Below are 14,963 nucleotides of genomic sequence, written 5' to 3'. Positions count from 1 at the left end.
GCCAGTCTACGCTGCGGGCGTCCAATCCCAGACGTCGCGAGAGGCAGGACGCGACGCGTTCCCCGGACAACACCCCATGCATCGAACTCGAGCCCTGGCACTGACCGCGTTGCTGGCTGTTTCACTTTGCGCATGTGATGACCCGGATGACCCGGGGCCGTCGGATGCGGGCTCGCTGGATGCGGGTTCAGGGGATGGCGGCGAGCCAGACGGGGGCGCGCCCGACGCCAGCTCAGGCGACGCCGGCCCGTTCCTCTCCGAGGAGCCGCTGTGGGAAGTGCGCCACGACCCCGCCTACGCCCAGGGCTGCTTCGGACGCGCCATCGCGCTGGGCGACGTGAATGGTGACGGCCAGCGGGACCTGATTGTCGCCGCGCCGCCGTGCCTCACCACCACGCGAGACCCGGGGCAGGTGTCCATCTTCGCGGGCGAGGCGCCGTACTTCTCCACGCAGGGCGTGACGACGGTGATGGACTGGCACAACACGAACTCACGGACCAGCGGCAACCGGATGGTGGTCTTCACGGGTGACGTGGATGGGGACGGCCATGCGGACGTGCTGGTCTCCGGCCAGTACGGGGCGCTCGTCTTCAAGGGACAGGCGGACCTGAGCGCCGTCTTCGCGGCGCCCGCGTTCGTCGTGCCCGGAGGCGGCATCTACAACAACGCCGTCTTCGCGGACGTGAACGGTGATGGCCTGGATGACGTGGTCAGCGTGCGAGGCACCCAGGTGTCCGTCTTCCTGGCCACGCCCAACGCGCCCGGCGGGCCCTTCACCTTGGCGGAGCGCTCGCAGCCGCTCTACGCCACGGCGGTGCGGCGCGCGGGCGACTACGACGGGGATGGCGCGCAAGACCTGCTGCTGCTGCGAGGCAGCGTCATCGCGGACGCCCTCACGCTTGTTCGTGGCTGCAAGGCGGATTCGACGGAACCGTGTGACGGGGCGCTCATGACACAGCCCCTCTGGGACGTGAACACCCTGTCCCTCAGCCTTGTCCCGGACATGAACGGTGACGGCGTCCCCGAGCGCTTCACGGGGCCGGGTGGCGGCACGGTGCGGCTCCACCTGTCCGAGGCGGGCGGCTACTCCGAGACGCCCATCTGGTCGGCCATGGGGGACCCCGTCTTCGCGGGCTTCGGGTCCACCATTGTCCCCGTGCGTGACATGGATGGTGACGGCGCGGGCCACGACTTCGTGGTGAGCGCCGACGGGCGGCTCTATCTCTATACACCCGAGCAGGGCGTCTCCGCGGACCTGCGCCCCGTGTGGGCCTGGCCGCGCGCGGAGCGCCTGCCGCCGAACTACGAGGGGTTCAACCGCTTCACGGTCCTCGCGCCCGGGGACCTGAATGGGGACGGGTACGCGGACCTCGTCGCGGGCGTGGCGCCGCCCGTGGGGCTCGTCGACGGGCCCGCGGGTCGCGTGGTCATCCTGGGTGGGGGGAAGGTGCCCGCGTCGCCCGCGTCCCCACCGAGCCTGCCGACCGTGGCGGGGTGTGGCCTGACGGTGGATCCAGAGCACGGACTGCCGGACCTCGCCGTGGACGCGGACGTGCTGGCCCGTTCGCTGTACGTGGAGCGCCGCACCTTCGCCGCGGACTCCTGCGAGATGCTGGAGGGCTGTGTGGCGGGGCCCGGCGAGCGGCGCCTGCTGCGCTTCAGCACGTCCATCCAGAACTTCGGTTCGGCGGCGGCCTCGGTGCCGCTCTCGGATGTGCGCCCGGACCTCTATGTCTGGGATGAGTGCCACGGGCACGAGCACCTGACGAACTTCGCCCAGTACGCGCTGCGGGACGCGCAGGGTAACGAGGTGGTCGAGGGCCGCAAGCAGGGCTTCTACCTGGTCGACTATCACCGCCAATGCGACGACGCCGCGCCCGTCTTCTTCCCCTCGGACCGGATGAGCATCTCCCCGGCTGGACGGACATCTACGTGGCGGACATCCCCTGCCAGTGGATTGACATCACCGGCCTGGCGGACGGGACGTACTCCCTGCGCGTGGGCGTGGACGAGCAGGACATCATCGAGGAGGCGGACGTGCACCCCAACGAGGCCCTCCTCAACGTTCACATCCAGGGAGACTCGGTGACGGTCCTGCCATAGTTCCATTCCTGGGACGCCGAGCCTCCGACCTGGCACGGCGTCCCAAGTGGCAGGCGTGTGAAAGCCGGCGGCCGCTCCTGTGGCCGCACGTCGCACGGTGGGTCCGCGCCCCCCAGAGGGCGCACCTACACCGTCAGACGGGGCGTGCCCTCGCTCCCAGGCGATTCCAGGATTTCATCACACGGTATTTGCACCGAGGGAATGTCGCGTGCAATCACCCGTTCCGGGGCGCGTATCCAGGTGGCCGTGGGACAGGTGTGCCCGGGCGAGACGTGCCAAAGCGGCGGAGAGGTCCTTACGTGAGCATCCGGGTCGATGTGTGGGAGGGGGCGCGTATCGCGCTGTTCTCGCTCCGTTCCAACCGTCTTCGGACCGTCCTGACGACGGTGGGGATTGGCGTGGGCGTGTGCACGCTGCTGGCCATCGTCGGCATCATCCAGGGCATCAACCGCTCGTTCGAGGACCAGCTCGCGAACATCGGCGCCAACACGCTCCAGATTTCCAAGTTCCCCTGGACGCTCAACGGCGACTGGTGGACCTACCGCAACCGCAAGGACCTGACGGCGGACCTGGTGCCACCCATCCTCAAGGCGTCCGAGCACGTGCTGGCCGCCGCGCCGCTCTTCTTCCAGCGCGTGGAGGGCCGCTTCCTGGACCGGAAGGTCGGCTCGGTGGTGGTGGTGGGCACCACGCCGGACTACGCCACCGTGTCGTCCTTCGATTTGGAGCGGGGCCGCTTCCTCACGGACGCGGACGTGGACAACCGCGCGCCGGTGGTCGTCATTGGCGCGGAGCTGACGCGCACGCTCTTCCCGGGACTGAACCCGGTGGGGCAGCGCATCCTGCTGGAGGGCAAGCCCTTCCGCGTGGTGGGGACGCTGGAGCCCAAGGGCACCATCCTGGGTGAGAATCAGGACCTGGTGGTGATGATTCCCTTTCGCAGCTTCCTGTCCACGTTCGGCAAGAAGCGCTCGCCCAACATCGCGGTGGCCGTCACCTCGCCGGAGCACGCGCCGCAGGTGGTGGACCGGCTCACCGCGGTGCTGCGGCAGCATCGGAATACGCCCCCGGGCATGCCAGACGACTTCGCCATCAACCGGCCCGACCAGTTGGCCAACATGTACTCGCAGCTCACGGGCGCGCTCTACGCCGTGGCGGTGGGCGTGGGCCTCATCACGCTGCTGGTGGGCGGCATCGGCATCATGAACATCATGCTGGTGTCGGTGCGCGAGCGGACGCGGGAGATTGGCGTGCGGCGGGCCCTGGGCGCGCGCAAGCGCACCATCATCCTCCAGTTCCTGATGGAGGCCTCGTGCGTGTCGGCGCTGGGCGGGACGATGGGCACCATCGTGGGCCTGGGCCTGGCGCGCATCGTGTCATTGATTACGCCCCTGGCGGCGGCGGTGGAGCCGCTGACGGTGGCGGCGGGCGTGGGGTTCGCGGCGGCGGTGGGGTTGCTGTTCGGCATCTGGCCGGCGGCGCGGGCGGCGAACCTGGACCCGGTGGAAGCGCTCCGCCACGAGTGACGGGAGACGGCGGCGATGATGGCATTGTTGGACACCCTGCGGCTGGCGTTTGGAACCCTGAGCTCCAACCTGCTGCGCTCCTTCCTGACGTTGTTGGGCATCGTCATTGGCGCCACCACCGTGGTGGCGATGATGGGGCTCATCGAGGGGCTTCGCATCCATGTGAACGAGAGCATGTCCGAGCTGGGCTCGGACTGCTTCCAGGTGCAGCGGCTGCCCTTCGGCAGCAACCTCTCCCTGGCGGAGCTGGCGCGGCGGCCCCGGTTGAACGAAGCGGACCTGGCCGCCATTCGAATCCAGCCGTCCGTGCTGCGCGCGGCGGCGGAGGACTCGCGGGGCGGGCAGAAGGTCAGCACGCGGGAGCGTGAGTCGCGCGCCAACGTGAATGTGTGGGCCGGCACGCCGGAGTACTTCCAGACGAACTCGGTGGCGGTGGAGCTGGGGCGGCCCTTCACCGACGCGGAGTACCTGGATGGCCGGCGCGTGGCGGTGATTGGCCAGGACCTGTCCGACACGCTGTTCCCGGCGATGAACCCGCTGGGGCGCGAACTCCGCGTGATGAACCGCACCTTCGTGGTGATTGGCACCTTGAAGAAGCGCGGCGGCTTCATGGGCGGTGGCAGCCAGGACAACCAGGTGATGATGCCGCTGTCGGCCTTCCGTCCCCTGTTCGGCGTCCGGGACTACCGGGTGAGCATCCAGGCCCGTTCGTCCGAGATTCTCCAGCAGGCGCAGGATGAGGTGACGCTGCTGATGCGGCGGCGCCACAACCTGAAGCCCCTGGAGGAGGATGACTTCTTCGTGTTCTCCAACGAGAGCGCCACGGAGATGTTCAACAGCCTCACCAAGGTGATTTCCGCGGCCAGCTTCGGCGTGTGCATGCTGTCGCTGCTGGTGGGCGGCATCGGCATCCTCAACATCATGCTGGTGGCCGTGACGGAGCGGACGCGAGAGATTGGCGTGCGCAAGGCGCTGGGCGCGAAGCGGCGGCGCATCCTCGCGCAGTTCGCCGTGGAGGCGGTGGTGCTGTCCCTGGTGGGCGGCCTGCTGGGCGTGGGGCTGGGCGTGGGCCTGGCGCACCTGGCGCGGTGGATGGTGGGCCTGCCCGCCGAGGTGCCGGCCTGGGCCGTGCTGCTGTCGCTGGGAATGAGCAGCGGCGTGGGCCTGGTGTTCGGCATCTACCCGGCCGCGCGCGCCGCGAAGCTGGACCCGGTGGAGGCGATGCGCGCGGATTGAGCCGGAACGCGGCGTCTGGACATGAATGGGGCCTCGGCCGCGCGGTGCGGACGAGGCCCCAGGTGTTTCAGCCCGCGTGGCTTACGGACACGGGGTGCCGCAAATCAGTTCGCCGGTGATGGGGTGCTTCCAGCAGGGCGGCTGACAATCCTCGGCGGAGGCCGTGGCGGGCGTCATGACAACTCCCAGGCCCAGCACGGCGGCGGCGGCGGTGAGGACGACGGCGATTCGGAGGTGCTTGCGAGCAGTCATTGCGGTCTCTCCAGTGGCGGTGTCCATGCTGCGAGGCGCAGTGTGGGGTCGGGGTCTGACAATCACAATGCGCCACGTGTCACGCGCGCGGCGTGTGTGTTGTGAAAGGACTGACCCAGACGCGGCGCGCGTGTGAAACAGAATGGGCGGAACTATCGCGTGTGTCCATCGGGACGCGGTCCGCCGCCTGCCCATTGGTAGCCCAGCGCGGCGCCCGCGCCGATGAAGCCCAGGCCGATGAGCTTGCGAGCGGCCCCTCCGCGTGCGCTGGGTTTGGACAGCTTCACCAGGACTTCGTGCGTGATGACGGCCAGCAGCGTGCCCGCCGCCGCGCCCGCGAGCGCGCCCACGTAGGCGCGTCCGGTGTGCTGGCTGCGGCCGAAGGCGAGCTCCCCCAGGCCCCACGTCCCGAGCGCTGCCAGCGGCGGGGTCAGCACCAGCCCTCCGCCAAAGGCCACGGTCTCCAGCTCCATCCAGCGTTCGGGGCTGGGGGCCGCGGGGCGGAAGAAGAGGAGCCGCGAGGGCATGGCGCCCAGGAGCATCCCCGCCGCCGTCTGCGAGGCGGTGGCGGCCACGCGGGTGTCTCCGCCCACGCGGCTGGCGCCCCACACGCCGGCCACGGGCAGCACCGCGAACGCGGCGTGTGTCACGGCCGCGCCCGTTGGCAGCGGCACGTCCTCGGGTTCGACGTAGGTGGCGACGGCCGCACGTTGGGGTGCGTCCCCGGTGGGGTCGAAGTACCGTCCGGCGGGGGCGGTCTCCCGGAGGGGGGCATCCGCGCTGGCCGCGTGGGCACCGAGGCTCAGCAGGGAGCCCAGCAGCGCGCTCGCGGCGAAGGGGCTTCTTCGGAGAGAGGACACGCGGGGGAAGGTGGTCATGCGCGACGCGTGCATCCAGCCTCCGCGCGGGGCTTTCACCCAGGGGCGCGGTGGGATGTCGTCCGTGAAACATCGGCAGGTGCGCGCCTGACTCCGGGCGCTTAGCTTCCGGCGGTGAAGCTCGCCTGGCTCTTGCCCGTGGTGTTCCTCGCCGCTGGGTGTGTCGCTCCCAATCACCGTCATGACCTGCGGCTGCGCGAGTTGCCGGGGACCAGTCCGGAGGCGCGCTCGCTCGCGTTCTTCCAGTCCCTGGGCGTGGCGCTGGTGCCGGGCCACAGCGCGGAGTTGGTGGAGAACGGCTACATCTTCGATGCCATCGAGGAGGAGATTCTCGCGGCGCACTCCAGCATCCACCTCACCAGCTACATCTGGCGGCCTGGGGAGCCGTCGGACCGGCTGGTGCGGGCGTTGACGGCGCGGCGGCCCGGCGTGGCGTGCCGCGTGCTCGTGGACCCGCTGGGCAGCGTCAACTTCGAGGCGGTCATCCCCGCGCTGGCGGCCACGGGGTGTGACGCGCGCTACTTCCGTCCCATCCAGGGGGACTTCGCGGCCCTGGAGGCCACGCGCCTGCGGGCACGGAATCACCGGAAGATGGTGATTCGGGACGGCGAGGTGGGCATCACCGGCGGCTGGGGCATCTGGAAGAGCTGGATGGGGAACGCGCAGAGCGAGGCGTACTGGCGCGACATGAACATCCGCGTGGCGGGCCCGGCCGTGCGGGAGATGCAGGTCGCCTTCGCGCAGAACTGGCAGGAGGCGGGCGGTGACTTCCTTCCCGCGACGGACTTCCCGGAGCCGCGCTACGCGGGGGACGCGCGTGCGGGCTTCGTGGCCAGCACCGACAACCGCTTCGTGTCGGACGCGCGGCGGATGACGTTGCTCACCATCGCGGCGGCGACGAAGCGGCTGTGGATCGCCAACTCGTACTTCATTCCCTCCGACGCCATCAGCGACATGTTGCTGGAGAAGGTGAAGCAGGGCGTGGACGTGCGGGTGCTGGTGCCCGGGCGGCACCACGACGTCGCGCCCGTGCACGCGGCGCAGCGGGCGTCCTATGCGCGCCTGCTGGAAGGCGGCGTGCGCATCTGGGAGTACGAGCTGTCCATGATGCACTCCAAGACGATGCTCGTGGATGACTCCCTGTCCGTCGTGGGCTCCACCAACATGGACCCGCTGGCGTTGACGACGTTGGAGGAGTGCTCGGTGGTGGTGGAGGATTCGACGCTGGCCGCGCAGCTCGCCGCGTCCTTCGAGAAGGACCTGCGCCACTCCCGGGAGATTCATTGGAGCGGGTGGAAGCGGCGGGGCCTCTTGCAGAAGCTGGGCGAGCAGCTCCCCTGGTTCATCGGAAGTTTTCTCTGAGTCAGGGCGCCACGCTCGGAGCGCATGGGGCGGAGGTGGTAAAGAGCCGGCATGGCTCGCGCACGTCCGACCTCGCCCCGGTGCCCCTCCTGTAACGCGCCCTTCGCGCTCACGGAGGGCCAGGCGCTGTACACCTGCGGCTACTGCAACGCCTCCATCGACACGCGGGGCGCGACGGCGCCGCGGCCCTCCTATGAGGCCCCCACCGTCGACAGCGGAGGCATCCCGGTGGGGGTGATTCAACTGGGGGCCATTGGCGCCGTCGTCGCGCTCTTCTTCGTGGGGGTCGCGGTCTTCCTCATCTCCGCTCCGGATTCCCCGTCCAGCGGGGGCCCCCTCCCCGTGGGCGGGACTGCCCCGTCTCCCGTCGTGGCGCCGCCGCCGGTGGTGGCGCAGAAGTCGAAGTTCCAGTGGGACTCCACGGGCCTTCCCCTGCTGGTGGACCTCAATGGGGACGGGACGGACGACATCGTCGGGCGCATCCGCCGGCTCGTGCCCAACACCGGTGGGATGGACATCCGGTCGAAAGCGGCCGCGTTCGATGGAAAGTCGCTCGAGCTGCTCTGGGAGCTGGAGCTCCAGGGGGAGCTCGCGGAGCTGTACAGCACGGTCCACTTCGCTCATCAGGGCGGGCGCGTGGTGGTGAGTACGCCCGACGCGGTGTTGCTCCTCGAGCCGGCCACGGGCAAGCAGCTCGGAAAGGTGGCGCTCTCCGACAAGCCGAAGCGGCTCTGCGTCCCCGAGGGCGACGCCGAGTCCGTCTGGGTCGAGGTCGCGGATGAGCGCAACCTCCTGCTCAACACGGCGACGACGGCCGCCCGGCCCGTCATCGAGCCTCCGCCCTCCTGCGGGGTGCCCAAGTGGAACAGCCGCGAGGACTGCTTCATCACGACGGCTCGGAAGAGCCCCGTTCCTTGTCTCAACCCGCGCGGGGTCCCCGCTGTCCCCGGCTTCCGCGCGGAGCATGTCTACAAGTGGCAGGGCCTGGATGTCGTCATGGGGTCGCGGAATCCTGGCAGCCGGATGCCCATGACGGCGGTGTTCGAGCCGGGCGCGAAGGCCCCGCTGTGGGTCGAAGGCGTCGGTGACATGGACCCCAAGAACGTGAAGGAGTCCGTGGTGGACACCCTCTCCTTCTCCGAGGACGCGCTCTTCATGGTCTACGGGTTGAAGCAGGGGGGCGAGCAGCTCGTGCGCAGGGACCTGCGGACCGGGCGTGTGGGTTGGGACGTCCCTGTACCGAACAGCACGAGCGGCTCGGGGACCTCGGCGTTCAAGCATCACGGCGGGCGCGTCTTCGTGCCCCACTGGGTGTGGCTGGATATCTTCGACGCGAAGACGGGCAACCTGGTGGGCACCCTGGGCGCGTGGTGACGTCGTAGAGTCCCGGGCCATGGAGACCCGGCAGGTGGTGGAGCGGGCCGTCGTGCGCGAGGCGCGGCCCGAGGATGACGCGGTGGTGGGGGACCTGTTGGTGGAGGCCTTCCTCACCCAGTACGCGAAGAAGCTCCCGGAAGTTGTTTACGGCGAGGAGCGCAAGCGGGAGCTGCGGGACGTCGCGTCCCGACGCAAGGTGGCCACCGTGCTGGTGGCCGAGGTGGACGGGCAGGTGGTGGGCACCGTCGCCCTCTTCAAGCCCGGTGCTCCAGACACCGAGGCGTGGCTGCCCAACGCCGCCGATCTGCGCGGCCTGGCCACCGCGGTGAGCCACCACGGCGCCGGCCTGGGCCGGCCGCTGCTGGACGCCGCCGAGGCCCGGGCCCGCGAGTGGGGCGTGGACGCCGTGTGCCTCCACGTCCGCCGGGGCGCCGTGGGCGTGGCGCGCATGTACATGCGGCGCGGCTACGCGCGCGAACCGGTGGGCGACCTGGACCTGCCCACCGTGTTCCTGGAAGCCTACGTGCTGCGCTTCAAGAAGGACTGACTCAGGCGCGCAGCGGCAGGGTGAAGGCGAGCTGGAAGCGCGTCCCCGCGTGCTCCGGCCGGACGGTGGCGGTGACATGCACGCCGCGCCCGCCGCTGTCCGTGGCCACCAGCTCGCCGCGAAGCTGGCCGTTCTCCGTGGCGCCCTGGAAGAGGAACACCTCCGCGGCCTGCGAGAAGATGGCGTTCACGTCGTCACCCGCGGCGCTCGCGGGGAGCTGGTCTCTCACCCAGGTGGCGAAGCGGACGATGCGCCCGGTGAGGAGCTGCGCGGGCAGCGGCACCGCGTAGCCGCCGCCGAACACCGTGGGCGCGGCGGCCAGCAGCACCGCGTCCGCGTTGCGCCCGCTGCCCAGGCCCAGGATGCCGCGCGCCTCCAGCCGCGCCTGCGCCCGGATGGGCAGGAAGTGCTCGGTGGGGACGGACAGCCCGCCCTGCAGCTCCCAGGTGGCGGGCGCGCGCAGGCCGCCCGACTGGCCCATGATGCGCGCGAAGGCGCCGGAGTCCCGGAAGCTGGCCGCGAGCATCGCCGCCACCGCGAGCGCGGGGCTGGTGAAGCTCACGCGCCGGGCCACGCCGCGGCCCTCGCTGGCCACCGCCACGCGGTTGATGACGGCGCACAGCCAGCGCGAGCCCTCGTCCTGGCGCAGCTCCGTCCACGCCTCGGGGACGTGCTCGCGCTCCTCCTCCAGCGCCAGGGCCAGCTCCGCCGGCGCCACGCCGAGCAGCGACGCGGGCACCGCCGCCACCACGGGGAGTTGGGCCTGCTCGCCCAGCGCCGCGAGCCGGGCCAGGAGCGCCGTGTCGTCGGTGGCGTCCAGGATGAAGAGGGCGTCGGGGCGCTCGAAGGGCTCGGCGGCGAGGGCGCCGCGCACCGCGTCCAGCAGGCCGGGGCCCGCCACGTCCAGCACCTCCAGCGCGATGCCCGAGGACGCGGGCGCCTGGTCCAGCAGCCACTTGAGGCCCCGCCACGCGGACTCCAGGCGGGCCACGGGCTCGGCGGCGAGCAGGTCCTTCGCGGTGAGCAGGAGGGCTTCTTCCACCAGGCTTCGCGCCGTCTGCCGCGACACGGCGGCGGGCGAGGCGGAGGGCGCGGGCGCGGAGGGCACGCGCGGGTTGATGGCGCGCAGGAAGGCATCCACCGCACGGGAGGCGGCGGCGGGCGAGCCGGCTTCGGCGCGGTTGAGGAGCGCCTCCACCAGGTCATCGCCGGATTCGGTGGGCGCGGCCGGGGCGGCGGCGAGGGGCGGCGTGGCGGCGGCGCGGAGGGCCTCCGCGACCGCGTCCGGCAGGCGACCCGGGCCGGTGATGGTGGCCACGCGGGTGGCGGCCTCCTCGGGCGTCAGGGTGCCCAGCGGGTCCGTGCCAGAGAGGGCTTCATACAGGTGGTGCAGCTCGCGCAGCACGGTGACGTGGGTGATGACCCCCGCGAGGCTGAAGTCGCGCAGCTTGTCGAAGGACAGCTCGACGGTGCGTGTGTCGCTGGCCCCGAGCCGGTCGGGGACGGTGACGCGGAGGTTGGCGGCGGCGCGCGTGAGCTCCTCGTTGAAGGTGTGGACGTTGAGCGCGAAGCGCCGCCCCGTGGGCGTCGCGGAGGTGGCTCCCGCCACCAACCACCGTACGCGCGCGTTCGCTGCACTGCCTTCAGTCTGGCTCATGGTCCCGCGTCCCCTCTCATCGTGGAGGCCGCTACGTTAGCGCGCCCGCACCCACTGTGACGCGCGAGCCTCCAGGGGGCCGGATGAAGGTGATGGCACGAGCCGCCCCGGCCCCGCATGGGCGGCTCGCGCAGTCTTCCCCTCTCGATGCAACGGTTCCTGCCGAATGGGCGTGGGCGGGTCCGAGGCCCTGGGGTTCCTCCACGCCGGGCGCTGGTGACTGCGAGCACCACCCCCTGACGAGGGTCACCAGGGCGCGTGGGGGCCGCGTGGGTCGGGGCCCGAACGACGTTCAATAAAATCAGTGAGTTGAGCGGTGTCCGGGCCCGCCGGGCCGTTGGCACACCTGCTGCTACTGGTGAGTCCGTCGCCTACCGAAGCCCTCCACTCAATCCCGAAGGACCTCCGCCATGCGCCTCTCTCCCCTCAGCGGCTCCGCTACCTCCGCCATCCGCTCCCCGGCCCAGGATGTCTCCGTTTCCCGTCCTTCCGCGTCGCTGACGGGCCCGTCGGGTGCCACGGGCCAGAAGCCCTCGCTGGGTCGGCTCGGGATGCAGCAGGACGGCTTCGACGCGGGTGGCAGCAAGCAGCAGGCCCTGGGCAACCTGATTGAGGGGGCCATGCAGCTCATCAACACGCTGGTCCAGCTCCAGCAGTCCATCCAGGGCGGTGGCGCGGCGGGGGCGCAAGGCGCGCAGGGCTGCGGCACGGGCGCGCAGGGCGTCTCCGGCGCGCAGTGTGGCACGGGCGCCTCGCCCTTCAAGGGTTTCGAGGACAGCTCCTTCTCGCCCGCGTCGTCCTGCGGCGGTGGCCGTCCTCCCGTGGAGCTGAACCCCGGCGCCCAGCAGGGCCCGTCTCCGTTCATGAATGATCCGGTGGAGGGCCTCACGCAGGGCGCCCCGGCGGGTGGCCCCCAGGGCGCGCCGGCCGCGGGGGGTGCCGCGGCGGCGCCGGTGGGTGACGGTGGGGGCGCGCCGGCGGCGGGTGGCCCCGTGGCCCCGCCGGACGTGGGCGGCGCCGCGGCCGCGCCGGCCATTGACGGCCCCGTGTCCGCGCCGTCCATCGGGTCGACCTCGGGCGCGAGCGGCGGAAAGGGCCTGGGCGGAAACCTGCCTCCCGCGCTGGAGAAGCTGCGCCCCCTCATCGAGTCCGCGGCGGCCAAGGCGGGCGTGCCCGCGGAGATGATTGCCGCGCAGGTCTGGGCGGAGTCGCGCGGTGACGTGTCCGCCACGTCCACCAACGGCGGCAACGGCCTGACGGACACCGGTCTGATGCAGGTGAACCCGAACACCTTCAAGGAGCTCCAGGCGAAGTACCCGGACCTGCAGGGGAAGGACCTGTCCGACCCGGCGACGAACATCCTCGCGGGCGCCTTCTACATGAAGGACATGAAGGAGCAGTTCGGCAGCATCGACCTGGCCCTGCGCGCGTACAACTCCGGCCCGAACGGCGTGGACAAGAGCAACCCGCACGCGATTCCCGCGGGCACGGGGGATGCCAACTACGTGAAGAAGGTGTCGCAGTTCATGGACACCCTGGCTTCGGGTCAGGGCACGCTGCCCGCCTGAGGTCCGTCAGGGCATGACGCCAGTCGCGAGGCCGGCGGGTGCGTGAGGGAGTTCCTCTCACGGCCCGGTCGGCCTCGTCGTTTTTCGTGCGGGGCCACGAAGAAACCCGCCTCGAAGGACTGCCTTCGATGCGGGTCCGTGCTGTTGCTCCTCGTCGCGGGGAGCGGGGGGCGGCGGAGAAGCCGCCTGCTTATGAAGACTCGCGGCCGAAGCTGGTGCGAGCCCGGGAGCCGCCGCCGTCCGTGTCACCCAGCACGCTGGTGTGCAGGTTGGCCTTCTCCACCAGCGTGCTCTCGTCCATGGCGACCTGCGGGTCGCCCACGACGAGCATGCCGCCGCCCTTGTGCAGCTCCCACGCGGAGCCCACGGCGTCGGCAATCTGCTGGCCGGACACGGAGTACTTCGAGCCGTTGTTGGTGTCCTTCACCTGGTAGTTGCCCTGGTCGTCCTTGCCGTCGACGACGACCCAGTGCGAACCCCCGGCGACCTTGGTGTCCTGGCCCGTGGCGAGCCGGTTCGTGTCCAGTTGGACGATGACCTGCTGGCCGCGGGAGAGCGCCTCGTCCACCGACGGCATGTCGAAGTTCGAGGTGCCCTTCTTCACTTCCAGGTTCTCGTGCGCGAGCATCTTCGCGAGCTCCGCTGGCGTGGTTCCGCCACCGTCGGTGAAGCGCGACTCCAGCGAGTCCATCTTCTGCGACGCCGACACCGCGTCCTTGCCCGCGGTGCGCGACAGCATGGTGGCCACCGCGGCGCCGCAGTTGGCGTCCTTGGTCTGCTTGACCACGTCGTCGGAAGCGCCCGCCGCCGGCTCGAAGCTGTCGGCGAAGTACTGGGCCAGGATTTCCGGCACGACCGGCTTCTGCTCGGGGGCCTGGGCTTTCTCCTGACCAGGCGCTGCGGGCTCAACGGGCTGCTGCGGACGGGTCTCCGCGAGCCGCGCGATGGACTGGAAGAGGTTCACTCGCATGGCGGTCTTCCCTGGGGGCTGGGCGGAGCCCGGATGGCTCCAATCCGAGGTTATCTCCAAAGTCTGGAGAAAGTTGTTTCCGGCGCCTTTTAAAGGCCGCCCGTCGGTTCAATTCCGTGCTTTTTCAAGAGCTTGCGGAGGTAGACGCGGTCGATATCGGCCTCGCGGGAGGCCCGGGAGATGTTCCCCTCGCAGCGCTCCAGGAGGTTGCGGAGGTAGTCCCGTTCGAAGCCCTCCACGAGCCGCTCCTTGGCCTCCTTGAAGGGGAGGTCCAGGTCGGCGGCGCTGGGGCCGCGCTCGGGGTCGGCGGACTCCAGCTCCGGGAGGGCCTCCTCGCCCAGGTTGACCACCTGCTCCACCACGTTGCGCAGCTCGCGCACGTTGCCGGGCCAGGGGTACTGGGAGAGCAGCGCGCGCGTCTGGTCCGACAGGGCGCTGGGCGGGCGGCCCGTCTGCTCGAGCATGTTGTCGATGAGCTGGGGGATGTCCTCGGGGCGTTCGCGCAGGGAGGGCATCGTCACGCGGAGCACGGCGAGCCGGTGGAAGAGGTCGCGGCGGAACTTCCCCTGCTTCACGGCGTCTTCCAGGTCCCGGTGGGTGGCCGTCACCACGCGCATGTTGACGGTGATGTAGTCGTTGGCGCCCACGCGCTTCACCTGGCGGCGCTCCAGCACGCGCAGCAGGCGGGGCTGGAGCTCCAGCGGCAGCTCGCCCACCTCGTCCAGGAAGACGGTGCCGTTGTTGGCGCGCTCGAAGGCGCCGGCGCGGTCGCTCTGGGCGTTGGTGAAGGCGCCCTTCACGTGGCCGAAGAGCTCGGACTCGATGAGCGAGGGGGCCACGCCCGCCAGGTCCACGATGACGAAGGGCCCGTTGGCGCGGCGGCTGGCGTTGTGGATGGCCTCCGCGCACAGGTCCTTGCCGGTGCCCGTCTCGCCCTGGATGAGCACGTCCGCGCCGCCCGGGGACAGGCGCTCCAGCAGGGTGAACACCTCGCGCATGCGGCGGCTGCCGCCCACCAGCGCGCCGAAGCGGTCGCGGTTGGAGAGCAGCAGCGTGCGCTTCGCCGTCTCCTCCGGCACCAGCTTGAGCTCGGTGGTGCCCAGGGTGATGACGGTGCCCGGGTGCAGCTCCAGCTCGGTGAAGCGCCGGCCATCACAGGACGAGCCGTTGCGCGAACCCAGGTCCGTGGCCACCACGTGCTCTTCGTGGACGGTCAGCTTGAGGTGCTCGCGGGAAATCGTCTTGTCGGTGAGGACGATGTCGCACGTGGGCGCCTTGCCCAGCACGTATTCGGACTTGGTGAGCGCATGGCTCTGGCCGGACTCCGGGCCTGACAGCACCATGAGCTTCAACCGGACCCGGCCTTGCCGCGCGCGGCTCAGCGTCAGCGTCGGGTCAAGCTGCGGTTCCTCTTCAGTCGGCGGGGCCACGGTGGCGGGACGCTAACACGCCCGGCGCGGCCCGCCACCCGTTGCGCCCCAGGAGCC

General features: G+C 70.7%; 12 protein-coding genes and 1 pseudogene. 8 read left to right on the top strand and 5 right to left on the bottom strand.

Annotated elements, in window-relative coordinates:
• Positions 1–76: 76 nt before the first annotated feature.
• The 4 genes and pseudogenes from A176_RS33550 to A176_RS33540 form a co-directional block, all read left to right on the top strand.
• A pseudogene (locus A176_RS33550) lies at positions 77–1,807 on the top strand (FG-GAP-like repeat-containing protein); the annotation flags it as partial.
• A 53-nt stretch (positions 1,808–1,860) separates the two neighbouring features.
• Positions 1,861–2,103, top strand: a complete 243-nt coding sequence (locus A176_RS40735) for a lysyl oxidase family protein (protein WP_250635852.1) — start codon at positions 1,861–1,863, stop codon at positions 2,101–2,103.
• 299 nt (positions 2,104–2,402) lie between these two features.
• On the top strand, positions 2,403–3,629 hold the full coding sequence (locus tag A176_RS33545; RefSeq protein WP_002637727.1) for an ABC transporter permease: 1,227 nt from the start codon (positions 2,403–2,405) through the stop codon (positions 3,627–3,629).
• 15 nt (positions 3,630–3,644) lie between these two features.
• Positions 3,645–4,865 carry an ABC transporter permease gene (locus tag A176_RS33540; RefSeq protein ID WP_002637726.1) on the top strand — a complete coding sequence of 407 codons (1,221 nt, stop codon included), beginning with the start codon at positions 3,645–3,647 and terminating at the stop codon, positions 4,863–4,865.
• An 81-nt stretch (positions 4,866–4,946) separates the two neighbouring features.
• Here A176_RS33540 and A176_RS39460 read toward each other — a convergent pair whose 3' ends face one another.
• Together A176_RS39460 and A176_RS33530 are read right to left on the bottom strand one after the other, a co-directional pair.
• A complete protein-coding gene (locus A176_RS39460; RefSeq protein WP_002637725.1) occupies positions 4,947–5,117 on the bottom strand; it encodes a hypothetical protein in 171 nt (56 codons plus the stop codon).
• A 152-nt stretch (positions 5,118–5,269) separates the two neighbouring features.
• Positions 5,270–5,995: a hypothetical protein gene (locus tag A176_RS33530; RefSeq protein WP_144429663.1), complete on the bottom strand. Its 726-nt coding sequence runs from the start codon at positions 5,993–5,995 to the stop codon at positions 5,270–5,272.
• Positions 5,996–6,109: 114 nt separating this feature from the next.
• Here A176_RS33530 and A176_RS33525 point away from each other — a divergent pair, with 114 nt between their 5' ends.
• Genes A176_RS33525 through A176_RS33515 form a run of 3 tightly spaced genes read left to right on the top strand, consistent with a single transcriptional unit; the run spans position 6,110 to position 9,281 of the window.
• On the top strand, positions 6,110–7,357 hold the full coding sequence (locus A176_RS33525; protein ID WP_002637723.1) for a phospholipase D-like domain-containing protein: 1,248 nt from the start codon (positions 6,110–6,112) through the stop codon (positions 7,355–7,357).
• A gap of 51 nt (positions 7,358–7,408) precedes the next feature.
• A complete protein-coding gene (locus A176_RS33520; protein ID WP_002637722.1) occupies positions 7,409–8,731 on the top strand; it encodes an Rcat domain-containing protein in 1,323 nt (440 codons plus the stop codon).
• 19 nt (positions 8,732–8,750) lie between these two features.
• Positions 8,751–9,281, top strand: a complete 531-nt coding sequence (locus A176_RS33515; protein ID WP_002637721.1) for a GNAT family N-acetyltransferase — start codon at positions 8,751–8,753, stop codon at positions 9,279–9,281.
• A 1-nt stretch (position 9,282) separates the two neighbouring features.
• On the opposite strand, the gene A176_RS33510 is transcribed toward A176_RS33515, so the two are convergent.
• A complete protein-coding gene (locus tag A176_RS33510) occupies positions 9,283–10,938 on the bottom strand; it encodes a type VI secretion system contractile sheath small subunit (RefSeq protein ID WP_044890223.1) in 1,656 nt (551 codons plus the stop codon).
• 410 nt (positions 10,939–11,348) lie between these two features.
• On the opposite strand from A176_RS33510, the gene A176_RS33505 reads away from it, so the two are divergent.
• Positions 11,349–12,506, top strand: a complete 1,158-nt coding sequence (locus A176_RS33505; RefSeq protein WP_002637719.1) for a lytic transglycosylase domain-containing protein — start codon at positions 11,349–11,351, stop codon at positions 12,504–12,506.
• A gap of 190 nt (positions 12,507–12,696) precedes the next feature.
• Here A176_RS33505 and A176_RS33500 read toward each other — a convergent pair whose 3' ends face one another.
• Complete coding sequence (locus tag A176_RS33500; RefSeq protein ID WP_002637718.1) at positions 12,697–13,476, bottom strand: cysteine peptidase family C39 domain-containing protein; 780 nt, start codon at positions 13,474–13,476, stop codon at positions 12,697–12,699.
• 89 nt (positions 13,477–13,565) lie between these two features.
• Positions 13,566–14,906, bottom strand: a complete 1,341-nt coding sequence (locus A176_RS33495) for a sigma 54-interacting transcriptional regulator (protein WP_044890222.1) — start codon at positions 14,904–14,906, stop codon at positions 13,566–13,568.
• Between the last annotated feature and the right edge of the window lie 57 nt (positions 14,907–14,963).

The sequence above is a fragment of the Myxococcus hansupus genome (assembly GCF_000280925.3).
Taxonomy (GTDB): domain Bacteria; phylum Myxococcota; class Myxococcia; order Myxococcales; family Myxococcaceae; genus Myxococcus; species Myxococcus hansupus.
This window is presented reverse-complemented; position numbering and strand designations above follow the sequence as displayed.